Below are 22,778 nucleotides of genomic sequence, written 5' to 3' on the forward strand. Positions count from 1 at the left end.
TTATCCTTGTGTTATATTAATGTGATGTTGGTGAATAAATTCATCTTCATAGCTGAGTAAAACTGAAGCTTTAGCCTGAAGAATATTCTTATTTTTAGTGTGGGTGGTGTATTCTAATACTATATTTCCTTGTGCAGGTTCAGAAGCAGATTCTTTAAGTTTAATGCCCCGTAAGATTTCCTGTGGAGTACATAGTTCGGTGATTTTACCGTTTAAAATGGTTAAAACAGAATGGTCATCATCATTTTCCTGTTCAATATTGAGTTCACAGGATACCGGAAACGAATTCTTTAAAAAATAAAAAGGTTCTGTCCAATTCTTTTTTCTTTGAAACCAATCTATTTTCGGAAATAAAGTCTGAAACAGGAGAATACTCTGAAATTGCTGTAATAAAAATGTTTCATCGCTGATATTCCTTTCAAACGAATCCATGTATTTTTGAGAAACTTCCCCTATATAAAACTCCTCAAGCTCTTTGCGCTGATGGGTAAAAGTATCTGTGATTTTCTTGTGATTTTCAAAGCCGGTAATTTGGCCCTTGTCATTCATGATAAATTCTAGAGGCATAATACTTTTCATGCAAGCAATAGAAAGGCTGCTTACTTTATCATCAGGTGTATTTCCGTCGGATTTAAAATCTTTTTGGTTATAACTCAGAATATAATGTCCCTTGTTTTTGTCTTTACGGAGATTTAAGTCAATGGTATAATCAATGCTAATCGAAGGTTCAAACGGGCTTTCAAAGGTCTCATTCACGGAATATGTTTTAGCAAGAAAAGACTCGGAAAATTTTGAAGGAAAACTGTTTTTTCTTTCCTGTTCTTTTTGTGTCTCTGTTTTAAAATGGGTAGGAACAAAGACGTTTTTAACCTCATTAAGATTTTCAAACCAAACCTTATCCATCTTTTTGCAATGGGAATTGTGAAACAGCTTTAGCTCCTCGCCGGTCATGCCCAGCCGGGAAGCGATAGAGGTCAGCGTGTCTCCATTTCGTACCTGATATTGTAAGAAATCAATTTCCATCCAATGTGAATTATAGGATAAAGCTATTAAAAAACTCTATTTGAAATTAATTTTTAGGGTTAAATTTTAAAAATTGTAGTAGAATTACGACATGTGAAAACCACCCCGTCAAAAATTCTTTGAATTTTCGCCACCCCTCCATGAGAGGGGAATATTGAGTTTTCAGTTGAGATGTTTGCCAGAATTGTGACTTTCCGATACTTTTAATACGATGCAGGCTGGATTCCTATGGAATAACAAACTGTGGGGTAAGATTATCATTCCAATTGTGCCATTTCCTAAAAATTTAAGCTGCTGTAATAAGGATTTTCAAGATTGTGAACTTTTAAAATAGTTCGTAGTAACTTAAAATAAGTCAACAAAAAACTTTTGTGACTCTTGTGGTTTCATTATAGACATGACAACCAAAAGTTATTACTAATTTTAAAGCTATAAAAAAACAGCCATGAAGAATAGATTTTTATACGGAATTTTCATTGTATTGACTGGTTTGAGTTTTGGAAATGCTCAGGACTTTAGTAAGTCGTCTTCTGTTTTTTTCGCCACTAAAGCAAAGGATACAGTAAGAATTAAGGAAACATTCAACGAAAAGGATACTACAAACAGTAAGAGCTTACAAAACCGGCTAAAACCAATTCAGGCCAATTTTAAAAGGATTAATTCAATCACCAAATGGACTTCTGTCCAAAATAAAAATATTGAAGGAGAATCGGCAGAAGGAGGAGAAGCAACATTTTATTACAGGGATAAACATTTGGAAAAAGTTATTGCCAGGCATTATGGCGACATGTGGCAGAAGCTGATAGAATATTATCTTCTAAACGGGCAGCTCTCATTTGTTTTTGAGAAAGAATACTGGTATAACCGTCCGCTTTTCTATGATGCTAAAGCAATGAAAGAAAATAATGATACGGAAGCATTTGATTTGAAAAAATCAGAAATTACAATGACCCGAAATTATTTTGAAAACGGCAATATTATTTTAATCAATGCTACTACGGGACACGGATATAATTTCTGCGCGGATTATCCGGCTGAACAGGAAAAGAGTATTGCAGAGGATTTTAAAAGACTTCTGAAATTAGCTGATTAAATGGTTGCTATTATTGATCTGCTTTGATGATATTCAGTCTTTCTTCCACTTCATTAATTCTTTTGAGCCAATAATTAATTCCTTCCTGATTGGTTACGGTTTCTTTAAAAGCATTCCGGTTTACAGCCCATAAATGACTGCCATTTTTTTGATAATCCAGTTCTCGTTCCTTTTTATTCTCAGGTTCAATCCGGTATCTCCAGAACACTAGAGAATGCATATATTCTGAACGGATTTTCTCCAGATAGGCAATAATAGCCTTTCTGTCCTGAGGGATATATCCGGGACCAGAGCATCCACATGAATGAAAAGTGATTCCTACCGTATACAAATCCCGGATATGAGCCCATTGTTTGTCATCATTTTTTGGAGGGGATTTAAAATCAAGTCCCATGTTGGCCATCAAATTTCCACATTCGGGGCACTTGGCTTCTACAGAAGTCTGAGTATCCCGGTCCACATCTTTTAAATGACGGCGTTTGAATGTTTTCTGGCAGTTGAAACAGGCATAATGTCCTTTGTAAACCATCATGGAGTATCGGCACATATTAAAGTCTTGTTCTTTGGTTATAAGTTATTTTATTTGTTTTTTTCCTCTTCATTAAAATTGATTCCCATCAGGCTGCTGGCACTTCTCGGATCGTAGACCGACCATATATTTCCCCAGGGAAATTTGAAGGTACAGCTTGGGTAAGGTTTTTTCTTTTTTTGGGTTGGAGACCTATCCAGGATCTGAGTGAGAAAGGTGTTGTTTCTGTGAAAAACGTTCATTTCTTTTTCCTCTGTCCATTCATTCCAGTCTTTGGCATCACCATTTTCCCATGTGTTCATATGGATGATGTCCAGCTGGTCTCCGAAAAAACACAGACTGAAAGATACCTGATATCCTTTTATTTCTATACGCTGAAAATAATACCAAAAATATCCGGTTTTTACATCCCAACAATTATGATACTTTTCTTTATAAAAATCAGTCTGCTTCAGCTGATCAAGACTCATTCCTCGATAAAGCCGTGTCTTGAAGGTTTCCAGCTCTATAACTCCATTTTCACTGTTAATCAGCATGTCCAAAAAAATTGAAGCTATAAATATACCCGTTTTTTCTTTACAGACAACGAATAATATTTACAGCTTCTAGAAATAGAAATATCGGTGTGTTATTTGGGACTATGGATTTGAAATTATCAGTGTAGATGGGATATCAGAAAGCCAAAGACTTTTTGTGTCTATCAGGTTTTTCCAACTCTTACTGCTGATAAGCATCAGATCTTGGGAGTTCAGAAACTCTTTCTCGATCTTTTTTTCATTATACAGCGTAATATGATTAGGGGCTACCTGTTCAATACTTCTGATAAGCTCTTTCACTTCAATATTGTTTCGGATCTGTCCTGCAGCATCCAGAATGATAACCTGTGAATTGTTATTATTGATAAGCCTTTTAGCATATTCAAGAAGGTAAAAATCACTCAGATTAAAAATTGGGACAAATATCTTGTCTGCCGTTTTAAAATCTTTGTCAACAAGGATCCCGACTGGGATAGTTGCTTTATCTAAAACCTGAAGTGTAAGATCATCAAAAGGAGAGTTGTTGAAAATATTTCCTTTTCCTTTTACCGTGTTCAGTAATTTTTCGGGATTAATAATTTTGGTGGTAAATCCTAATAATCTTCCCAGTAGACTTCCCTCATACATTGATTTTCCAAGCATGATAAGGAGAAGATCATAATTTCCTTTATTGGTAATATTCGTCAGGTCACTTTCAACATCTGTAGAAGCTTTGAAAAGGGTAGTAACTTCAAGTTGAAGCTCATGAGAGGTTTCAATGACATTTTTAAACTGTTCTTTTTCAAAATTTTCTATATCGAAGGCATGAAGTTCATCTACAGGAGCAATATTCATAGCAGTTACGCTTTTGTTCCCGTTCATTTTATGCGTAAAGTTATCTGCCAGTTTCAACAGTTTGCTTCCTGCTTTTGCGGTTTCAAAAGATAAAAGAACTCTGTATTTCGTGTCATTATCGTCATGCTCATCTTCTTCTATCATTGATTTTTTTCCTTTAAAAAGGTAATTGATGAAATCCAGACAAGGACCTGTCATAAATGTTGTAAATAAAGCCATAATAACCAGCATTGCAAAAAGTTCAGGGCCTAATACTCCTAAATCATAACCGATATTAAGAACGATAAGCTCTGTAAGCCCACGGGTATTCATCAGAGCTCCTATGGTGAGACTGTCTTTCCAGCTTATTCTCAAAAACCTTGCGGTGAGGGCACTTCCAACGAATTTCCCGGTAACAGCTGTTAAAATAATCAGTCCGCCGATTTTCCAAAGGTGAGGATCATTCAATAAACCGATTTGAGTTCTTAACCCTGTAAATACGAAGAAAAGAGGGAGTAGTAAAACCAACGCAACATCTTCTACTTTTTCTATGAAAAGATTTCTGAATTTAATATTTTCCGGCATGATAGCACCCGCCATAAATGCTCCAAAAAGAGCGTGGATACCAATGACTTCCGTGGCATAAGAAGAGATAATAAGGATTAGGAAAAATACAGCAACAAGTGATTTGCTGATGAAACCTTTTCCCTTTTGTGATTCAGCAATTCTGTTCAGGAAAGGTCTTACCGCTTTTATCATAATGAAAACATACAGAATAGCCATTAAGATAACAAATACTGATCCTGAGAAAGATCCTGCTTTTACCACAGCAATTACTGCTGCCAGAATACACCATGCTGTAATATCATCTGCTGCAGCACAGGTAATGACAACGGTTCCTATTTTTGTTTTGTGTAGATTTCTTTCCTGTACGATTCTTGCCAAAACTGGAAACGCAGTAATACTCATTGCAATTGCTATAAATAAGGCAAAGGAACTGAACTGAATTCCTTCCGGTGCAAATTCTTTATAAATAAAATAAGATAGGCCAACCCCTAATGCAAAAGGGAAAATAATACTTGCATGGCTAATTACCACGGCATCATGGGCTTTTTTTCTAAGAACACTCAGGTCAAGTTCCATTCCCACAATATACATGAAGAGAATAAGGCCGATCTGGCTTAAAAACTGTAGATTAGGAAGTGATTCCTTAGGAAAGATAAAGGCAGAAAGTTCCGGGAAATACAATCCGAAAAGTGACGGCCCTAAAACAATACCTGCAATCATTTCACCAATTACGGAAGGCTGTTTCAGCTTTACACAAATCCAACCAAAAAGTTTGGCGACCAGAATAATAGTCACGATTTGGGCAAGAAGAAGTGCTAAGGGATGATGAAGGTTTGTCAGAAAAGAATCTGCGAAATTTTCCCACATTGTAGTCCCTGTAGCTTTACTCGGAGTGATATTTTCCCCGATTTCCAGTGTCTTCCCCTGGATAAAAAACCAGTACATAAGGCAAGAAAAGAAAGCAATGGTACTGATGTAAAAAATAATATTTTTGTATTTCCCCAAATTCATGATTCCAATATTTTATGCAAATTTGATAAGAATATAGTTATGATAAATATTCTTTTTTTTTAAATGTAATGAATGTTCTAAAAAATGTAATAAAATCTATTTGAATGAATAGCCGAGCCCGAAGCCTATTTTCCAGCTGCCATTCTGATCTGCTGTTTTGGTGTTATAATAAGCGGGAATCTGAAAGGCAATCTTTTTATAAACTACCGTTAAACCTGCTCCCAGAGTGGGCATAATGGGACTGTTTTTTGTTCCGGATGAATGATCTTCTTTAATCCTTAATGAAGGAAGCATTCCTAAAATAAATTTTACGTTTTTGTGGGTAAGACTTACATTGGGTCCGGTAAAGTTAATAAAAGCACCATGATCTACATATCCGGCTGCTGCTATTCCGTCAAAAAAGGAGACCTTTACTTTTGAAGGCGTTTCCTGAGAAAAGCACAAGCCGGATATGAGAATTCCTGCAGCATAGAAAAAGTTTTTCATTATAAAATCAATTAATTCTATGCAAAAATAAATGGATTGTATACTGAAAAAGGGGAGTTGTAATAAAGGATAGGAATTCTGTAATGAAACCGGAAACATTTGAAAAAGGACTATTTCCCGAATAGCTCCATCAGGGAACTTTTGTAAGCATCGCCGATCTGAAGTTTCAGAAAAGTATGGTCTTCAGTGGCAATTGTTGTAATAATTTCGTTGGTTGAAAATACTTTAATAGAAGAAAGTGCAATAATTTCTTTTTTGTTGACCTGGGCAAAATCTTTGGCCGGAAGCATTTCCAGAAGGTTTTTGAAATTCAGGTTTTTTAATACGATGGTGGTTCCGTCGCTGAGGATGATATCTTTATCCCTACTGTCAATTTCAGAGGTTTTTATATAAGAAATCTGCTCTGTAAAGATGATGGTTTTTCCGATATTGGTATTCCATTCGATGAAGCTTTTTTTAGGAGTGTCTTCCACCAGCTCTTTAGCTTTTTCAAAGGCTTGGATCAGTCTTTCTTTTTTGATAGGCTTTCTTACGTAATCTACTACATTCAGGTCAAAAGCTTCGGCTGCATATTCTTTATAAGCCGTTGTAAAGATGATTTTTTTGGAACCTGAAATAATCTCAGCTACCTGAAGACCCGTCATTCCGGGCATTTCAATGTCCAGAATACACAGATTACAGTCGATGTTATCTATTTCGTTTAGAAAAATTTTAGGATCATTGAATGCTTTTACCACCTCTACATTGTCGATCTGTTCACATAGAAGTTTTAAATAGCTAATCGCCAGTAATTCATCATCCAGAATAACGCATTTTATCATAGAATTCTCCTAAATTGATTTTTAATTCTGCAGTAAAGACTCCGTTTTTTGTACTCCTTTCCAGGTGGTAGTACGTGCTGTAGATCATTTTAAGCCTTTGATCAAAAGACTGGCTTCCAAAACCGCTTTTTTCCTTTTCCAGTATATTCTTTAGTGAAGCTTTATTGCTTACTTTCATCGTGAAAATACCATTTTCAAGCTCCATATAAATGGAAATAAAAGAATCCTGAGCCAGAAAATCCGTATGTTTAAAGGCATTTTCAATAAGATCTACAGTGATTAGCGGAGCAAATACTTTTTCCTCATACAAAGAATCAGACTTGTTGATCCTTGATTTGATTCTGAAATCGAAAAGAGGGTTGATCTTAATTTTATTAATTTCAATAAGGCTTAAAGCAAAATTGAGTTCCTCTTTCGGGCTTACATATTTATTATTGCTTTCGTATAAAATATAATCCAGTACATTGGCCAGTTTATCCAGCGACATATACGTCTGATAAGCATGAGACTGAACCGAATTAAGAATATTTTTAAACAAATGCGGATTCAGCTTTGTACCGATATGTTCCAGACGGACTTCATTCAAACGCTGTTCAATAAGTTTGTTGGTTTCCGATAATTTGGTATTTCTCCGGTTCAGTTTCTGATTCTGGCTGAAAAGGTAAATACTGGTCGTAAGAAACAGGAAAATGGCAAAAACTCCGATGAATATCAGATAATCATGAATCATGTAGTAATTGCCGTCCATTATATGGTATTAAACTATTTAAGCTTTTTAAGACTGTTTACCATCACTGTTTCTTCGCATTTCTCATACGTGATTTCGTAAGACGGATTTTTTTCAGGATAGGTCAAAAGATAGCTCGGGCAAGGTTTCTTTTGTGCATGGCTGCGGTCAAAATCTACTTTTCCGTTGGTAATAATGCTGTCTTTTATAAATTTTTCATCAATCTTGTAGACTGCCATTGCATTTTTGGCCTCGTCAGAATATTTGAATTCTTTGGAAAGACTTTCAGCAATAACACGGCTGTTTGGTAAATAGCCGCTACAGCTTGCCCCTTTTTTGTTTAAAATAAAAAATACAATCAAAAGCCCCGGAACGAAGCCTATTGCATAAAATTTCAGTTTTTTCATTAGAAAATTAAAAGATTGATATCGTGGTACGTAAGTCCGAAACGGTCGCAGATGATCTTTTTGGTATGTCTTCCTTTATACATATATAAGCTCTGCTTCATTTCATTTTTGCGGATCAGCATGTTTTCAAAGCCGCCCTCTTCATCATAATTTAAAATATAGGAAAGGAAGAAATTCGAGATGGCCTTAGTGGTGGTTCTCGGCATTCTTGAGGTAAGGTTCGGAAGTCCGCAGTGGATGACACCGTGTTTGATGACATACGGATCTTCCATAGTAGTCAGTTCTGATGTTTCGATAACTTTACCGTTGTCTATGGTGATATCTATAATAACACTTCCTTTTTTCATTTTCATCACCATATCTTCAGTGACAATAGGAGTCATATTTAATCGTGGAAGAGCCCCTATCACAACATCGGCACGTCTTAAACTTTTGCTGAGTTCTTTAGGATCAATAATGGAAGTCGGTACACGGCTGTCAACAATGGTATGAAGTCTTCTCAGCTTTGATAAAGAGTTATCGAAAACCTTTACGCTGGCACCTAAACCTATTGCAGCTTTTGTAGCAAATTCACCTACAATTCCGGCTCCGAGAATCACTACTTCTGCAGGTCTTACACCTGTAATACCTCCTAACATTAAGCCATTGGATAAGGCCAGTAATTCTGAAGCATATAAAATAGAAACAGTTCCTGCAATTTCCCCAATTAATCTTACCAGTGCCAGCTGTTTGTATTCATCAACGATAAATTCAAAAGCAATGGCGTTTATTTTTTTCTCTGCAAGCTTTAAGAAATACTCCTTGTCTCTGAGGTTGATCTGAAGAGCAGAAACCAGATAAGTATTAGGTTTCATGTATTCAATTTCGTCTTCGGTAGGAGGATTTACTTTCAGAATAAGATCCTGTCCGAAAGCTTCTTTAGGGTCATTCGTGATTTTCGCTCCTGATTCGGAATATTGTAAATCTGTAAAAAATGAACCTTCCCCGGACCCGGATTCTATAATAATTTCATGGCCGTGTTCTACCAACACCTGTACGGCGTCAGGAGTAATGCAGGTTCTCCTTTCGTTGAGACAGGTTTCTTTAGGAATTCCAATACTAAACTGTTTTCCCTTTTTAATAACCTCCAATTTTTCCTCTTTCGGCATCAATTCTTCTTCTGTGAAAGGAGTAAAAATATTTGTACTCATCCTTTAAATTAAATTATGTCTTACAGATTGTTATTTACACTCAATTTATGAGCAAAGATACATAATATTTAATCGAATGAAACTTCTCTGTTTTCACCCGTGTTCACAATACTCATTGTGTGATAGTTGAGACCATAAAGCTCCTCTTCATACACTTCCGGCCACTCGATGATACATAAAAAAGAGTTGTCCAGATATTCTTCAATTCCGATATCATAGACTTCTTCAATGTTTTTTAAGCGGTAAAGATCAAAATGATATACTTTTCCTTTTTCTGTATTGTATTCATTCACAATAGAGTAGGTAGGAGAGTTTACTTCATCTTTGCTGCCCATATTTTTAAGCAGAAATTGGGTGAAAGTAGTTTTTCCAGCACCCAGATTTCCTTTTAATAAAAGGATATTATGCTTTAATTCCGGAATGATGCTGTCAACAACTTCCTGCCAGTCTTCGATTTTATTGATGGAATAATTCATCTTTATTTTTTCAAATTATTTAAATACAAATTATAAAAATAGGTTGCTCTTTCCTTTGCATATTCAGGATTTCTATAGCGATTACTTTTACGGGGGTTATTGTACAGGGCAAGTATTTCTCCCATTTCAAGAGGATGCAGTTCTTTAGCCGGTTTATTAAACACAGATCGTGAAACCTGTTCAATACCTTTATTATTATTTAAGAAGTCAAAATTACTGAAATTAAAATTCAAACAATCTTTCTGAGTGTAATTTTGCTCAATGTATCTTATGAGAAGAAAGTAATCTAAGGGTGATTTATTCTGAATATTTAGAGTGGGCATAATTCTATTACCCGTTTCACGACAAGGGCATTCATTTACATTGGGATTAGATTGGGTAAAGGCTTTTATGTAGAAATCCCATGAGTTTTGAGACATAGAATTTGGATACACCGTATTATAAAAGTTAATGAAGTTGTCTGGTAACTTTTTATCTATGCGCATATTCCAGGTGATTTCCCTTTTATTATCAGTATTTAAAACGAATCTGCCACCAAATTCTAAGTAAAGGAAGACCAGGATAAAAAAAATGCATGCAACAATTAAAAGTCTTTTCAAATATTTCATAAAAGTAATTTCATGGTTATTCAAAAATAGATAATCAATTACAAATTCTATAATTATAGTAATATTTCTTATTCCTTATACTCTCAAACCCTCCGACTCTCTTACTAAAAACGCTTCCAACTTCTCTATAAAATACTTAATTTTACAGCATGATTTCCAAACAGACCATTGATAAAATATTCTCCACGATCCGCGTTGAAGAGATTGTGGGTGAGTACGTGCAGTTGAAAAGAGCAGGGTCTAACTTTAAAGGACTCAGTCCTTTTCATGAAGAAAAATCTCCGAGTTTTGTTGTTTCACCAAGCAAACAGATCTGGAAAGATTTCTCAACCGGGAAGGGAGGAACAGCCATCTCTTTCCTTATGGAAATTGAGAACTTTACTTATCCCGAAGCCCTTCGCCACGCTGCCAAAAAGTACGGAATTGAAATTGAAGAGGATCTGCGTGAAATTTCCGAAGAAGCAAAAAATGCTCAGACTGAAAAAGATCTGCTGTATAAAATCCACGAGGTTGCCAATACCTATTTTCAGGAGATTCTTTGGGATGACCAGGAAGGGAGAAGTATCGGATTGGCTTATTTTAAAGAAAGAGAGCTAAAGGACGATATTATCAGAAAATTCCAGCTAGGATATTCTCCCGAAAAGAAGAATGCTTTTACTGCTTATGCGCTGGAAAAAGGATACACCAAAGAAATTCTTGAGAAGTCCGGACTTTCTATTTTCCCTGAAAATACACCTGCAGGGGTAGATCGTTTTAGGGAAAGGGTGATTTTCCCTATTCACAGTTTTTCAGGAAGAGTACTTGGTTTTGGGGCAAGGATTCTTAAAAATAATGTTAAGACTGCAAAATATCTCAATTCGCCGGAAACAGAGATTTATCATAAATCCAATGTCCTTTATGGATTAAACCAAAGTAAGCAGGCAATTTCAAGAAAAAATGGCTGTCTTTTGGTGGAAGGATATATGGATGTAATTTCACTTCATATGTCCGGAATTGAAAATGTGGTGGCCAGTTCCGGAACGTCTCTGACGACAGAGCAGATCAAACTGATCAAAAGGCTTACGGAGAATGTAACTATTCTTTTTGATGGTGATAATGCCGGTATTAAAGCCAGTTTCCGAAGTATAGATATGCTGCTTACGGAAGGAATGAATATCCGTGTATTGCTTTTCCCTGATGGAGATGATCCGGATTCATTCGCCAGAAAGCATCCGCAGGAATACGTTGAAAAGTACATCGAAAATGAAGCGATGGATTTCATCGACTTCAAAGCGGAAATTCTGTTGAGGGATGTTGGTAACGACCCTATTAAAAAAGCAGAAGCGATAAGGGATATCGTAAAATCTGTTTCTTTTGTACAGAATGCACTGAAAAGAGAGGTTTACCTTAAAGAAGTTTCCAATAAATTCGGTCTTTCTGAGCAGAGTCTTTTCAATGAGCTTGATGTTCAGAAGCAGATCACACAGAATCAGACTCATCATGTTCAGCAGCAACAGAAGGAAAAAGCTGCTCCGAAGATGGAGATTGTTCCTCTGGAAAAGGAAAAAGAAGATCCTTTCCTGTTTGATGTTCTGTTCATGGAAAATAAACTTGTAGAACACATGCTGGCATTTGGGGATATTATTCTGAAACGCAGAAATGAGCAAGGTGAAGAATACCAGATTACAGTAATTGAGGAAATTCTTCATCATTTTGAAGAAGAGCAGTATGCATTTTTAGTCAAAGGCAATGAAATTATTATCACTGAGGTAAGAGAAGGAATTCAGAAAGATGAGCTGAGAAGTGGAAACTTTTTTGTATCTTTTATGGATGAAGAGATTACCACAAAGGTTGTAGATGCTTTGATTCCTTTGGATGATCTGGAAAACTGGGCTTCCAGAAATATTTATCCTCCCAATTATGGAGATAAAGTGGCAGATCAGATACAGGGAGATGTTTTATTGCATAAGTACAGGTATATTGACTATTTAATCACAGAAACAGATAAAGAACTGGATCTGTACAGGGATACTGACGAAGTAAAATATTATGAGCTGATCAAAAAGATTACCTTATTGAAACAGGCTTCAATGCGATTGAGTAATATCATCGAATATTCGCCTATCAAGGGAATTTATGGAGATAGAAGAAGATAGTTTTTAAGTCAGTTTTTTTGATATTCTGTGACAAAAAGTCCTATAAAATTTTAGGAATAAATATTGTAATTTAAACTTCGAGAATAGTATAAAAATAATACATAATAGAAATATGGACATTAAAAAAGATTTCAGAGATTTCTCTGTAAAGCATTTAGGAAACAACGGTTTGGTTACCGATCAGTATATGGGAATGTATGGCCCAACGAATCTTACTCCGTACATCATGGAAGAAAGAAGATTAAACGTTGCTCAGATGGACGTTTTCTCTCGTCTGATGATGGACAGAATTATCTTCCTGGGAACAGGGATTGATGATCAGGTAGCAAATATCGTTACGGCACAGCTTTTATTCTTAGAAAGTGCTGACCCGTCAAAAGATATTCAGATCTATATCAACTCTCCTGGTGGTAGTGTTTATGCTGGTTTAGGTATTTATGACACAATGCAGATCATTAAGCCGGATGTAGCTACCATCTGTACAGGTATGGCTGCTTCAATGGGAGCTGTATTATTGGTTGCCGGAGAAAAAGGAAAACGTTCTGCGCTTAAGCACTCAAGAGTTATGATTCACCAACCTTCAGGAGGGGCTCAGGGAGTTGCTTCTGATATGGAGATCAACCTGAGAGAGATGCTGAAATTGAAGCAGGAGCTTTATGAAATCATTGGTCATCACTCAGGACAAACTTACGAGTGGGTAGAAAAATCTTCTGACAGAGATTACTGGATGACTTCTGAAGAAGCGAAAGGCTACGGAATGGTAGATGAGGTTCTGCAAAGATCTACTGAGAAAAAATAATTATTTTTTAAGAATATTTTAAAAAAGAACATATCTTATGATATGTTCTTTTTTTATTTTTGAAAATTAAAAAATACAATATGAAAGAATTTATGTTTTATATCCGCAATGAAGGTGATGCAAAGATTGCTCTTTCTGCCGATGAACATTTAGCATTTATAAAAAAATGCGAAGTCTATATTAAGAAACTTAAAAGCAAAAACCAGCTTATCGCAGCACAGCCAATAATCCGTGAGGGGCTGATACTATCTAAAAATAAAGAGGACTGGGCAATGATTCCGATAGATCCCAATAAGGAGGTTCAGGTAGGATATTATCATATTCGTGCCAGCAGTATTGATGAGGCTGTTGAAATTGCAAAAGAGAATCCCGAATTTGAGTATGTGCCCTCTGCAACTATTGAAATCCGACCCATTAAAATAAAAGAAGAGGAAACTAATTTTATTTATCCTTCAAATGATTAAAATGAATTAAGAATTTCATTTCGATGATTTTTCACACATTATCTCTTAGAAAAGCGCCTGATGGTGCTTTCTTTATTTTTGTTGTTTAATGTTTTGTCTGTTGTTTTGTCTATATCCGGTGATTTTCTGTTTGTATTTAATTCATTCTGTGGGTTTCAATGTTAAAATACAATTATCATTATATTCAAGATCAGTTTATAATCAATCTCTATTTTCGCAGCCATAAAAGTGAATATGAAAAAATTACTATTGTCTGGTGTAGTGCTGGCAGTATTGTCTTCATGTAACAGTGATAATGATACCACAATAATTAATCAGGATATTAATTATTCCAAACTACCTCAGGAATTTCCATTTACAAAACTGGCTACGATAAACGGAGTAGATGTCATCAATGGAGGATTTGGTTCCGGAGCAGCTGCTCATCCAACAAGAAAAGGCGAATTCTACGTCATTACAGATAGAGGACCTAATACTGATTTCCAAAATGGGAAAAAATTCCTTGCTCCCAACTTTACTCCTACGATTATGCATTTTAAAATCAATGCTGACGGAAATGTAGAGGTGATTAAATATATTAAACTTAAAAATCCATCCGGACAGCCTATTACAGGATTACCAAACCCTATAGGAATGGGAAGTACCGGAGAAATAGCCTATGATGCTTCCGGAAATGTTTTAGGTACAGATAATTACGGTCTGGACAGTGAAAGTATTGTTGCAGCTGCAGACGGCACATTCTGGGTTTCTGATGAATATGGTCCACACATCGTGCATTATAGTGCTGACGGGATGGAGATGGAAAGAATAAGTCCGATTGGTGTAAATACCGGACCAAGAAAATTACCTGCTGTTTTGGCCAAAAGAAGAGCTAACAGAGGTATGGAAGGTCTATGTATTACTCCGGACGGAAGAACCTTGGTAGGAACCATACAGTCTATGATGCTTGTACCCAGCAAAGCATTGGCAACCAATACCACTTTAACGAGAATTGTCACATTTGATATTATTACAGGGCAGACCAAACAGTTTTTATACAAGCAGGATGGAGGCGCTTCTGATTCGGTTTGTGATATTACTGCAATAAGTAACAATGAATTCCTGGTGATTGAAAGAGATGGATATTTCGGATCTCAGGGAGGAATTAAAAAAGTTTACAGAATCAATCTAAGCAATGCTTCCGATGTGAACGGAACTGATATTAATGCGGTAGACGGGATGAAAATTAATGGAAAAGCTTTGGAACAATGCTCATGGGACGAAATCACCAGTGCAGGGATAAAAGCTGTTTCCAAAACATTAGCTGTAGATCTGGTTGCAAAACTGGGTTATGAGCATGATAAGTTTGAGGGAATCGTTTATTTAGGAAATAATAAACTGGCTGTTTTCAATGATGATGACTTTGGAGTAGTAGATGATGGAAATGGAAACCCTAAAGCTAAAATTCTTCCTAAAACAGGGAAGGTAGACAAAGGAACTATGTACGTAGTCGATATTCAATAATTAGATTTTTTTAACGGAAAACGGCGGCATCTTTGATGCCGCCGTTTTTATTGTATAGTATTTCTTAGCTAGTTCTTCTCTTTTTAAAGAAAACTCTATAAACTAAGAATGTTTGAATCAGAACGTTTCCTATCAATAAAAGTACTGCCTGATATGTTGGAATATCAGCATAAAAAGGCAATAATTTATTAAATAAAACGGCTGGAGAATTTACCAGAACTTTAATCAGTGCCAATAGATAACTCAAAAAGTCAGGTCTTATGCCAATTAAAAACTGATCATAAACAAAGACATAAATAAGATCAAATAAAAGAAGTCCGAAGAATATTAAAATGAAATTTTTCATGTCTGTTCTAAAAGTTCCTTTATTTTAGTTAAAACCTTCAATAATCTTAGAGAAATCCTCTAATTTCAAAGCAGCTCCTCCAATCAGACCTCCGTCGATATCCGGTTGAGAGAAGATTTCTTTTGCATTGTCTGGTTTTACAGATCCTCCGTAAAGGATTGAAATTTCGTCAGCAACTTCCTGTCCGTATTTTGCAGCAATGATACTTCTGATGTGTGCATGAATTTCCTGCGCCTGCTCCGGACTTGCCGTTTCTCCTGTTCCGATAGCCCAAACCGGTTCGTAAGCAATCACTACTTTTTTGATCTCTTCAGCAGAAAGTGTAAAAAGAGCTACTTCAGTCTGATTTTTTACTACTTCCAGGTGTTGTCCTGCTTTTCTCTGCTCAAGAGTTTCTCCGTTACAGTAAACAGGAATAAGACCTTTATCAAGCGCTAATTTGATCTTTTTGTTACAGTGAGAGTCTGTTTCTCCATGATATTGTCTTCTTTCAGAATGCCCGATTAATGAACCGGTAGCATCAATAGATTCCAGCATATCAGCAGAAATTTCTCCAGTGTAAGCACCACTTTCATGCTCGCTCATATCCTGAGAAAATACACCGATTTCGTCCTTTTCAAAGATGTCTTTTGCCATCATCAAATATAATGAAGGTGGAGCGATCCAAACCTCACAGTTGGTAGCATTGTTGTTTTTATAGCTTAGTAACTGAATCATCAATTGTTGTGCATCAATTACATTTTTGTTCATTTTCCAGTTGCCTGCAACTATTTTTCTTCTCATAAGATTTATATATTGATTTATTTACTTTTTTCGTGGTGTATTACAATCCCCATAGATTTTTCAGAAGAACATAGAACGTATGTTCCTCTTCAGTTACTTTATTATCTGCTTTGATCAGTGATTTTGCAAACTGAACAAACTTTACACGCTCATCTTCTGTAGAATCATCATGAAAACATCTTGCATGGAATTCAAAGTGATCTTTCCATTCTTCAGGCTGTAAAAGAGCTAATGTATCTAATTCATTGTCAAGGTTCATTCTGAACGGAAATTCATCCGCCAGGTATTGCTGTACCAGCATTCCTTCCTCAGGAGCAAACTCTCCGTCTACAGAAGAAAGGATCATTAATAAGTGATAACCGGCGATTGATTTATTTGATTTTTGCATTTACTGTTGTATGTTTAAGTTTAGTGTTTAAATTTGATAATTGATAATTGATAATTGATAATTGATAATTGATAATTGAGGTACGATTATTTCTCGTAAAAACCTCCTTTCTATCATTTATAATTCATCATTCATCATTTATAATTAATTAACGTAGTCCTTTGCAGGCTGTTTGTCTACAATTTTTCCATTTTCAAGAATCAGTACAAACGGGTTGCTTCTCGCTATGGTTTTGATGGCAGTTCCGTCCATCATTGCATTTTTAATGGTTTTAAAAGTATTCGGATAGGTCGAAATACCGTAGATAAGAGCGCCTTTCTGTGTATTTACCTTAGCTTCCACTTTCTGAAGCAGATCAGCAGGAACATCTTTTGGATGATATGAGAACACCAAAACAGCTTTTGGAGCGTTAATGATCTCGTTCGTAACCTCCATTCCTGTAGGATCTTCAATCTTAAATTTCACAATCTCAGATTTGTAGCCTTCTTTGATCAGCACAGATTCATTTTTTCCTTCCTCAATTTTCCATGGAGAACCTTCCGCCCAGTATTCCGTTTTTTTGATATAATCATCCTGATTTACCTTGATAACGGCTCCTGTTTTCTGGTTTTTCAGAGAATAAAAAGTCTTGTATTCAGAAGGATTTTTTTCAATTTTTACCTTTTCACCTTTAATGTCCGTTCCTATTTTATAATCACGGAAATCAATGATCGGCTCATGCATAATTCCCTGTGCCATAACATAAACCATTCCCAGAGAAAAAACAGCTAAAAGAATATATTTAAATGTATTGGAAGACTCTTTTTGGGTAATTCCATACTCATCTTTTTTACGGAATTCTTTTCTGTATAGAACGAAAAGAATAATTAATCCTGCAAGAAGTATAACATCTTTAAGGAAGCTCTGCCAAGGCGTAAATTTGATGGCATCACCAAAGCACCCACAATCTGTTACCACATTGAAATAGGCCGAATAAAAAGTAAGGAACCCAAAGAAAATACAAAGGGCAATTAATATGGACAAGGTAAATTTAAGCTTTAGTTTAAGCAGTAACATAAATCCTAAGAAAAGCTCCATTACCACTACAATAATAGAAAATAGTAGGGCAAACTTTTCTAAAAACGGCATGTTGAAAACAGGAGGAGCAAAATATTCTTCCATTTTGAAAGAAAAACCTACCAGATCCACGGCTTTCACAAAGCCTGAAAGGATAAAAATAACAGCAATAATAAAGCGTAATAAACCTTTGAGCATATTAAATATTTTTGGGTTCAAATTGATTTTCTTTTTCCGAGAACTTAATCAGGCAGAAGACCGCATAGTTCAGCATATCAAAATAGTTGGCATCCAGCCCTTCCGAAACGATTGTTTTCCCCTGATTGTCCTCAATCTGTTTGGTTCTTAATACTTTCTGATAAATAAGATCCGTGATTGAAGAGATTCTCATATCTCTCCATGCCTCCCCATAATCATGATTTTTTCTTTCCATTAAAGCCTTCGCTTCGTTGGAATATTTGTCATACAGACCTAAAATTTCTTCTTTATTTTCATTAAAATCATTGGAAAGACCTTTCTCAAGCTGAATAAGCCCAATGATAGAGTAGTTCACAATGGCGATAAATTCATCTTCCTCACTCTCATCCACCATTTTTTTATCAGTCATCTGAAGCGTGCGAATCCTGTTGACTTTGATGTAAATCTGGTCCGTAATAGAACTCGGTCTTAGCACTCTCCATGCAGCCCCGTAATCCTGTAATTTTTTACCGAAAAGATCACGACACTGACTGATAACTTTCTCGAACTGTACTGATGTTTTTAGCATAAATTTTCTTAATCTTCCAAATATACGAATTCGGTTTTAGATTTTTGAATTTGAGAAGATGAGTTTGTGAGTGGGAGAGTTTGAGAGTTTCGGGGTTCGGGATTCGTGTTGCTGGGTTAGGATTGGAAGATGTGAGAATGTAGCAGGAGTCTAACTCATCATTCATCATTTATAATTTCTAGCTTCTAACTTCTCATTAAACACTCACAAATGACTAATTTTGCAGAATACAAAATAATTTATCACTTATCATTCATCAATTATAAATTTCCATGCTCTCTAACTCTCCAACCCACAAACCCTCCAAGGTTCCAACTTACTCAATCAATTGTAACGGCCGTTTAGTACAGCTTGATACGCCAAAGATCATGGGAATCCTCAATCTGACACCGGATTCTTTCTCTGACGGCGGGAAATTCAATACCGAAAAAGCAGCTCTGGAGCATGCCGAAAAACTATTGAAAGAAGGTGCGGAAATACTGGATATCGGACCTCAGTCTACACGTCCTAACGCTGAGTTTCTAAGTGCCGAGGAAGAGATAAGCAGAATCGGAAATATTATTTCTCTGATTAAAAAAGAATTTCCGGAAGCCTTGATTTCCCTTGATACCTTTTATGCAGCAACAGTAAAGTTTGGTTTCAATGAAGGAATTGATCTGATTAATGATATTTCAGGTGGTCAATATGATGCAGAAATGTTTGATGCAGCAGCTGAAACGAAACTTCCTTACATTTTGATGCATGTGAATCCTTCTTATGATACCATGCATGATAAGATCAGATTTGAAGATATAACAGTAGAAGTTAACAGATATTTTTCCCAAAAAACAAAAGAACTTTTAGAAAAAGGAGTAAATGATATTATCCTTGATCCCGGTTTTGGATTCGGGAAAACAGTAGAAGATCAGATGAAAATGATTCATGAGGTTGACTATCTCGGATTTGGAAGGTTTCCTTTGTTAATCGGTATTTCCAGGAAGTCGTTTATTTACAAACCGCTGGGGAAATCACCTTTGGATATCAATGAAGAAACACAGAAACTGCATAGGAAAGTTTTGGAACAGGGAGCAAAGATTTTAAGGGTTCATGATGTGGCTCAGGCAAAGGAAACGCTTATTGATTTTTTACGAAAAAAATAAAAAGTGCGAAAAAAACTTGTGAGTAATTAAAAAGTTTATACATTTGCAGTATGAATTTTACGAATCAGAAAAATATTATTGTCATTTCTATTATTGCTGCTGTCATTAACAGCAGGAAGGAAGCGGCATTTTAAATAGATTTTAATTTAAATTATATATAGAACCGTTTCAAATTATGAAACGGTTTTTTTTGTTTTAATTTTTATAGTAAAAATATGTATCAGTTATTATCAGTATCAGTAATTATTATCGTCATTATTATTCCCTTGCGTCTGTGAGAAGGAAGATGTATGACTGTACATATATTGAGCCCTCTCACAGCGTGAGAGGGCTTTTTTTATTCCCTTTTGTTAATTTTTATAAACCTCTATAACATGTATTACAACGACGACACGACCATCTATTTTGACGGAAAATTTATGAAAGCGAAAGATGCCGGAACAGATCTCTATGGACAATCACTTCACTATGGTTACTCTGTTTTTGAAGGAATTAAATCCTACAGCACAGATCACGGAACCCAGATTTTCAAAGCAAAAGAACATTACGAAAGACTAAAAAGATCAGCTGAATTGATGCACATTCCCTTCGATTATTCCGTGAACCAGCTTACAGAACTTACTTATGAACTTCTGGATCGTAATGGCTTTACTGATGCTTATATCCGTCCGTTGGTAACGTGTTCACCCAATATGTCACTTTCAAAAGGTCAAAAATCTTACTTATCTCTTCTTGCCTGGGAATGGAATAACGGCTATCTGGCAGATAAAATGAAAATCATGACGTCCCCTTTTCAACGTCCAAATCCTAAGGCATTTAAAGTGGAAGCCAAAGTAGGAGGGCATTATGTAAACTCAATATTGGCCTGTCAGGATGCCAAAGACAAAGGGTATGATGAAGCGTTGGTTTTGGATGAAAACGGAAACGTTGCCGAGAGTTCCGGAGCCAATGTTTTCTACGAAAAAGACGGAACTTTATTTACTCCGGGCAAAGGAAGTATTCTTCCGGGAATCACAAGGCAAACGGTTTTTGAAATCTGTGAGGAGCTTGATATTCCGGTTAAAGAATCCTTTTTCAAACCTGAAGAAATGCGCGGTGCAGATGCTGGTTTTTTCTGTGGTACAGCAGCGGAAATAGTTGCCTTGGATTCCCTTGATGATGTCCCTTTCACCAAAAACTGGGAAAACACTGCAAGTGGAAGAGTACAGCAGGCATATTTGAAATTGGTAAGAGTTCTGTCATTGTAGATTTTTAGAATTTAAATAATTAATTATCAGTTAAATACATCTGTTTTTCAAACAATTGAATATTGTAGTTTTTATAAAAAATGAAAATGAAAAGAATCTTACAAGATGTAGTTTTGGATCGGAATTTAGTAAAGAACTCCTTTTTTAAGAAAGGAAAATAATAGAAAATGCGGAAAAGTATGTTAAATAAATATTCAAAAACTTTCACACAAAACAATGAACAGCCTGCAGCCAAAGCAATGTTGTACGGGATAGGTTTTACGGAAGAAGATATGCAAAAAGCTCAGATTGGGATTGCTAGTATGGGTTATGATGGAAATACCTGCAATATGCATTTGAATGATCTGGCTCAGGTTGTAAAAAAGGGAACATGGAATCATGGGTTAGCCGGATTAATTTTTAACACAATTGGCGTAAGTGACGGAATGAGCAACGGAACAGACGGAATGCGCTATTCACTGGTGAGCCGTGATGTAATTGCAGACAGTATTGAAGCCATCTGTGGAGCCCAATACTACGACGGATTAATCGCATTGCCAGGCTGCGACAAAAATATGCCAGGAACTATTATCGCAATGGGAAGACTAGACAGGCCATCTATCATGGTGTATGGAGGAACTATTGCTCCCGGCTGCTACAAAGGAGAACAGCTTAATATCGTTTCTGCATTTGAAGCGTTGGGAAAAAAGATTGCTGGAGAAATCACAGAGGAAGATTTTGATGGAGTGGTGAAAAATTCCTGTCCGGGAGCCGGAGCATGTGGAGGAATGTATACTGCCAATACCATGGCTTCCGCCATAGAAGCACTAGGAATGAGTCTTCCGTATTCCTCCTCAAATCCTGCTTTAAGCAAAGAAAAACAGGAAGAATGCCATGAAGCAGGAAGATATCTGAAAATATTACTGGAAAAAGACATCAAACCTTCAGATATCATGACCCGGAAAGCGTTTGAAAATGCCCTTCGTATGATTGTTATTCTGGGAGGAAGTACCAATGCGGTTCTGCATTTCATAGCTATGGCAAAAAGTGTAGGAGTACCTCTGGATCAGGATGATTTTCAAAAGATGAGTGATTGCACTCCTGTACTGGCAGACCTTAAACCAAGCGGAAAGTATCTGATGCAGGACCTGTATGAACACGGAGGAATACCATCAGTAATGAAATATCTTTTAAAAGAGGGATTATTACATGGAGACTGCTTAACGGTAACCGGAAAAACATTAGCCGAAAATTTAGAAAATGTTCCCGATCTGGATTTTAATACACAGAAAATCATAAAACCTCTTTCAGAACCTGTAAAAGCTACCGGACATCTGAGAATACTGTACGGAAACCTTGCTGAAAAAGGAAGCGTGGCGAAAATCACAGGAAAAGAAGGCGAACGTTTCGTAGGGAAAGCCCGTGTATTTGATGGTGAAAAAAATTTGATCAGAGGAATTCAGGATGGAACCGTACAACATGGTGATGTCATTGTCATCCGAAATGAAGGCCCGAAAGGAGCCCCTGGAATGCCGGAAATGCTGAAACCTACAAGTGCGCTGATTGGAGCAGGTCTGGGAAACAGTGTTGCTTTAATTACGGACGGCAGATTTAGCGGAGGAACCCATGGTTTTGTAGTGGGACATATTACTCCGGAAGCTCACGAAGGAGGTCTGATAGCCTTTGTAAACGATAATGACCTGATTGAAATAGACGCGGTAAACAATACCATACAGCTCAAAGTTTCAGATGAAGAAATTGAAAGAAGAAAAAAAGACTGGCAAAAACCAGCTCTTAAAGTACAGAAAGGACTGCTTTATAAATATGCATTAACAGTATCATCGGCTGCTGAAGGCTGTGTAACGGACGAAATCACTCAATAAAAG

The 22,778-nt window shown here is 36.3% G+C and carries 23 protein-coding genes; 8 read left to right on the forward strand and 15 right to left on the reverse strand.

Annotation, left to right across the window (positions count from 1 at the left end):
* Entirely contained in the window at nucleotides 1-1,023 is a 1,023-nt protein-coding gene (locus FW780_RS15925) for a LysM peptidoglycan-binding domain-containing protein (protein ID WP_149834538.1), read from the reverse strand.
* Between the two features lie 445 nt (nucleotides 1,024-1,468).
* Between FW780_RS15925 and FW780_RS15930 the strand changes: the two genes are divergently transcribed.
* On the forward strand, nucleotides 1,469-2,116 hold the full coding sequence (locus FW780_RS15930; protein ID WP_149834543.1) for a hypothetical protein: 648 nt from the start codon (nucleotides 1,469-1,471) through the stop codon (nucleotides 2,114-2,116).
* Nucleotides 2,117-2,126: 10 nt separating this feature from the next.
* On the opposite strand, the gene FW780_RS22655 is transcribed toward FW780_RS15930, so the two are convergent.
* The 10 genes from FW780_RS22655 to FW780_RS15980 all read right to left on the reverse strand — a co-directional run bounded on the left by FW780_RS22655 (nucleotide 2,127) and on the right by FW780_RS15980 (nucleotide 10,287).
* The gene (locus FW780_RS22655; protein WP_317131565.1) at nucleotides 2,127-2,648 is read right to left on the reverse strand and encodes a hypothetical protein; all 522 of its coding nucleotides are present in this window, start codon (nucleotides 2,646-2,648) and stop codon (nucleotides 2,127-2,129) included.
* A gap of 47 nt (nucleotides 2,649-2,695) precedes the next feature.
* Nucleotides 2,696-3,181 (reverse strand): hypothetical protein, encoded by a 486-nt coding sequence (locus tag FW780_RS15940; RefSeq protein WP_149834547.1) that lies wholly within the window; start codon nucleotides 3,179-3,181, stop codon nucleotides 2,696-2,698.
* Between the two features lie 102 nt (nucleotides 3,182-3,283).
* The gene (locus tag FW780_RS15945; protein WP_241676921.1) at nucleotides 3,284-5,572 is read right to left on the reverse strand and encodes a cation:proton antiporter; all 2,289 of its coding nucleotides are present in this window, start codon (nucleotides 5,570-5,572) and stop codon (nucleotides 3,284-3,286) included.
* Nucleotides 5,573-5,668: 96 nt separating this feature from the next.
* The gene (locus tag FW780_RS15950) at nucleotides 5,669-6,058 is read right to left on the reverse strand and encodes a hypothetical protein (RefSeq protein ID WP_149834551.1); all 390 of its coding nucleotides are present in this window, start codon (nucleotides 6,056-6,058) and stop codon (nucleotides 5,669-5,671) included.
* A gap of 110 nt (nucleotides 6,059-6,168) precedes the next feature.
* Nucleotides 6,169-6,879 (reverse strand): LytR/AlgR family response regulator transcription factor, encoded by a 711-nt coding sequence (locus tag FW780_RS15955; protein WP_149834554.1) that lies wholly within the window; start codon nucleotides 6,877-6,879, stop codon nucleotides 6,169-6,171.
* Complete coding sequence (locus FW780_RS15960; RefSeq protein ID WP_149834558.1) at nucleotides 6,854-7,627, reverse strand: histidine kinase; 774 nt, start codon at nucleotides 7,625-7,627, stop codon at nucleotides 6,854-6,856. The genes FW780_RS15955 and FW780_RS15960 overlap by 26 nt, the downstream gene beginning before the upstream one ends.
* 14 nt (nucleotides 7,628-7,641) lie before the next feature.
* Nucleotides 7,642-8,013 (reverse strand): DUF4258 domain-containing protein, encoded by a 372-nt coding sequence (locus FW780_RS15965; protein ID WP_149834561.1) that lies wholly within the window; start codon nucleotides 8,011-8,013, stop codon nucleotides 7,642-7,644.
* Entirely contained in the window at nucleotides 8,013-9,203 is a 1,191-nt protein-coding gene (locus FW780_RS15970) for an alanine dehydrogenase (RefSeq protein WP_047381225.1), read from the reverse strand. The genes FW780_RS15965 and FW780_RS15970 overlap by 1 nt, the downstream gene beginning before the upstream one ends.
* Nucleotides 9,204-9,271: 68 nt before the next feature.
* The gene (gene tsaE, locus FW780_RS15975; RefSeq protein ID WP_149834564.1) at nucleotides 9,272-9,679 is read right to left on the reverse strand and encodes a tRNA (adenosine(37)-N6)-threonylcarbamoyltransferase complex ATPase subunit type 1 TsaE; all 408 of its coding nucleotides are present in this window, start codon (nucleotides 9,677-9,679) and stop codon (nucleotides 9,272-9,274) included.
* 2 nt (nucleotides 9,680-9,681) lie between these two features.
* Entirely contained in the window at nucleotides 9,682-10,287 is a 606-nt protein-coding gene (locus tag FW780_RS15980) for a transglycosylase domain-containing protein (RefSeq protein ID WP_149834567.1), read from the reverse strand.
* Nucleotides 10,288-10,436: 149 nt separating this feature from the next.
* On the opposite strand from FW780_RS15980, the gene dnaG reads away from it, so the two are divergent.
* The 4 genes from dnaG (at nucleotide 10,437) to FW780_RS16000 (ending at nucleotide 15,188) form a co-directional block, all read left to right on the forward strand.
* Nucleotides 10,437-12,422, forward strand: coding sequence for a DNA primase (gene dnaG, locus FW780_RS15985; RefSeq protein ID WP_149834570.1), 1,986 nt, complete (start codon nucleotides 10,437-10,439; stop codon nucleotides 12,420-12,422).
* A 112-nt stretch (nucleotides 12,423-12,534) separates the two neighbouring features.
* On the forward strand, nucleotides 12,535-13,221 hold the full coding sequence (gene clpP / locus FW780_RS15990) for an ATP-dependent Clp endopeptidase proteolytic subunit ClpP (RefSeq protein WP_034726592.1): 687 nt from the start codon (nucleotides 12,535-12,537) through the stop codon (nucleotides 13,219-13,221).
* An 80-nt stretch (nucleotides 13,222-13,301) separates the two neighbouring features.
* Nucleotides 13,302-13,685 carry a YciI family protein gene (locus tag FW780_RS15995; RefSeq protein ID WP_149834573.1) on the forward strand — a complete coding sequence of 128 codons (384 nt, stop codon included), beginning with the start codon at nucleotides 13,302-13,304 and terminating at the stop codon, nucleotides 13,683-13,685.
* Between the two features lie 234 nt (nucleotides 13,686-13,919).
* On the forward strand, nucleotides 13,920-15,188 hold the full coding sequence (locus tag FW780_RS16000; RefSeq protein ID WP_149834576.1) for an esterase-like activity of phytase family protein: 1,269 nt from the start codon (nucleotides 13,920-13,922) through the stop codon (nucleotides 15,186-15,188).
* A 370-nt stretch (nucleotides 15,189-15,558) separates the two neighbouring features.
* Here the strand turns inward: FW780_RS16000 and tpiA are convergent, their stop codons facing one another.
* The 4 genes from tpiA to FW780_RS16020 form a co-directional block, all read right to left on the reverse strand.
* Nucleotides 15,559-16,317: a triose-phosphate isomerase gene (tpiA, locus tag FW780_RS16005; RefSeq protein ID WP_149834579.1), complete on the reverse strand. Its 759-nt coding sequence runs from the start codon at nucleotides 16,315-16,317 to the stop codon at nucleotides 15,559-15,561.
* A 40-nt stretch (nucleotides 16,318-16,357) separates the two neighbouring features.
* Nucleotides 16,358-16,705, reverse strand: a complete 348-nt coding sequence (locus FW780_RS16010) for a TerB family tellurite resistance protein (protein ID WP_142719433.1) — start codon at nucleotides 16,703-16,705, stop codon at nucleotides 16,358-16,360.
* A gap of 144 nt (nucleotides 16,706-16,849) precedes the next feature.
* Nucleotides 16,850-17,959 carry a BT_3928 family protein gene (locus tag FW780_RS16015; RefSeq protein WP_149834581.1) on the reverse strand — a complete coding sequence of 370 codons (1,110 nt, stop codon included), beginning with the start codon at nucleotides 17,957-17,959 and terminating at the stop codon, nucleotides 16,850-16,852.
* A 1-nt stretch (nucleotide 17,960) separates the two neighbouring features.
* Complete coding sequence (locus FW780_RS16020; RefSeq protein ID WP_047377066.1) at nucleotides 17,961-18,527, reverse strand: DUF1599 domain-containing protein; 567 nt, start codon at nucleotides 18,525-18,527, stop codon at nucleotides 17,961-17,963.
* 272 nt (nucleotides 18,528-18,799) lie between these two features.
* On the opposite strand from FW780_RS16020, the gene folP reads away from it, so the two are divergent.
* The 3 genes from folP to ilvD all read left to right on the forward strand — a co-directional run bounded on the left by folP (nucleotide 18,800) and on the right by ilvD (nucleotide 22,775).
* The gene (folP, locus tag FW780_RS16025) at nucleotides 18,800-19,666 is read left to right on the forward strand and encodes a dihydropteroate synthase (protein ID WP_149834584.1); all 867 of its coding nucleotides are present in this window, start codon (nucleotides 18,800-18,802) and stop codon (nucleotides 19,664-19,666) included.
* Nucleotides 19,667-20,040: 374 nt separating this feature from the next.
* On the forward strand, nucleotides 20,041-20,913 hold the full coding sequence (gene ilvE / locus FW780_RS16030) for a branched-chain-amino-acid transaminase (RefSeq protein ID WP_149834587.1): 873 nt from the start codon (nucleotides 20,041-20,043) through the stop codon (nucleotides 20,911-20,913).
* A 179-nt stretch (nucleotides 20,914-21,092) separates the two neighbouring features.
* Entirely contained in the window at nucleotides 21,093-22,775 is a 1,683-nt protein-coding gene (gene ilvD, locus FW780_RS16035) for a dihydroxy-acid dehydratase (RefSeq protein ID WP_149834590.1), read from the forward strand.
* Nucleotides 22,776-22,778 lie beyond the last annotated feature (3 nt).

This window comes from Chryseobacterium sediminis (assembly GCF_008386505.1).
GTDB classification, from domain to species: domain Bacteria; phylum Bacteroidota; class Bacteroidia; order Flavobacteriales; family Weeksellaceae; genus Chryseobacterium; species Chryseobacterium sediminis.

Excerpts from the sequence above, each read along its gene's own strand:
- FW780_RS15925 (WP_149834538.1), bottom strand. The coding sequence starts at position 1,023 with ATGGAAATTGATTTCTTACAATATCAGGTACGAAATGGAGACACGCTG.
- FW780_RS15930 (WP_149834543.1), top strand. The coding sequence starts at position 1,469 with ATGAAGAATAGATTTTTATACGGAATTTTCATTGTATTGACTGGTTTG.
- FW780_RS22655 (WP_317131565.1), bottom strand. The coding sequence starts at position 2,648 with ATGATGGTTTACAAAGGACATTATGCCTGTTTCAACTGCCAGAAAACA.
- FW780_RS15940 (WP_149834547.1), bottom strand. The coding sequence starts at position 3,181 with ATGCTGATTAACAGTGAAAATGGAGTTATAGAGCTGGAAACCTTCAAG.
- FW780_RS15945 (WP_241676921.1), bottom strand. The coding sequence starts at position 5,572 with ATGAATTTGGGGAAATACAAAAATATTATTTTTTACATCAGTACCATT.
- FW780_RS15950 (WP_149834551.1), bottom strand. The coding sequence starts at position 6,058 with ATGAAAAACTTTTTCTATGCTGCAGGAATTCTCATATCCGGCTTGTGC.
- FW780_RS15955 (WP_149834554.1), bottom strand. The coding sequence starts at position 6,879 with ATGATAAAATGCGTTATTCTGGATGATGAATTACTGGCGATTAGCTAT.
- FW780_RS15960 (WP_149834558.1), bottom strand. The coding sequence starts at position 7,627 with ATGGACGGCAATTACTACATGATTCATGATTATCTGATATTCATCGGA.
- FW780_RS15965 (WP_149834561.1), bottom strand. The coding sequence starts at position 8,013 with ATGAAAAAACTGAAATTTTATGCAATAGGCTTCGTTCCGGGGCTTTTG.
- FW780_RS15970 (WP_047381225.1), bottom strand. The coding sequence starts at position 9,203 with ATGAGTACAAATATTTTTACTCCTTTCACAGAAGAAGAATTGATGCCG.
- tsaE (WP_149834564.1), bottom strand. The coding sequence starts at position 9,679 with ATGAATTATTCCATCAATAAAATCGAAGACTGGCAGGAAGTTGTTGAC.
- FW780_RS15980 (WP_149834567.1), bottom strand. The coding sequence starts at position 10,287 with ATGAAATATTTGAAAAGACTTTTAATTGTTGCATGCATTTTTTTTATC.
- dnaG (WP_149834570.1), top strand. The coding sequence starts at position 10,437 with ATGATTTCCAAACAGACCATTGATAAAATATTCTCCACGATCCGCGTT.
- clpP (WP_034726592.1), top strand. The coding sequence starts at position 12,535 with ATGGACATTAAAAAAGATTTCAGAGATTTCTCTGTAAAGCATTTAGGA.
- FW780_RS15995 (WP_149834573.1), top strand. The coding sequence starts at position 13,302 with ATGAAAGAATTTATGTTTTATATCCGCAATGAAGGTGATGCAAAGATT.
- FW780_RS16000 (WP_149834576.1), top strand. The coding sequence starts at position 13,920 with ATGAAAAAATTACTATTGTCTGGTGTAGTGCTGGCAGTATTGTCTTCA.
- tpiA (WP_149834579.1), bottom strand. The coding sequence starts at position 16,317 with ATGAGAAGAAAAATAGTTGCAGGCAACTGGAAAATGAACAAAAATGTA.
- FW780_RS16010 (WP_142719433.1), bottom strand. The coding sequence starts at position 16,705 with ATGCAAAAATCAAATAAATCAATCGCCGGTTATCACTTATTAATGATC.
- FW780_RS16015 (WP_149834581.1), bottom strand. The coding sequence starts at position 17,959 with ATGCTCAAAGGTTTATTACGCTTTATTATTGCTGTTATTTTTATCCTT.
- FW780_RS16020 (WP_047377066.1), bottom strand. The coding sequence starts at position 18,527 with ATGCTAAAAACATCAGTACAGTTCGAGAAAGTTATCAGTCAGTGTCGT.
- folP (WP_149834584.1), top strand. The coding sequence starts at position 18,800 with ATGCTCTCTAACTCTCCAACCCACAAACCCTCCAAGGTTCCAACTTAC.
- ilvE (WP_149834587.1), top strand. The coding sequence starts at position 20,041 with ATGTATTACAACGACGACACGACCATCTATTTTGACGGAAAATTTATG.
- ilvD (WP_149834590.1), top strand. The coding sequence starts at position 21,093 with ATGTTAAATAAATATTCAAAAACTTTCACACAAAACAATGAACAGCCT.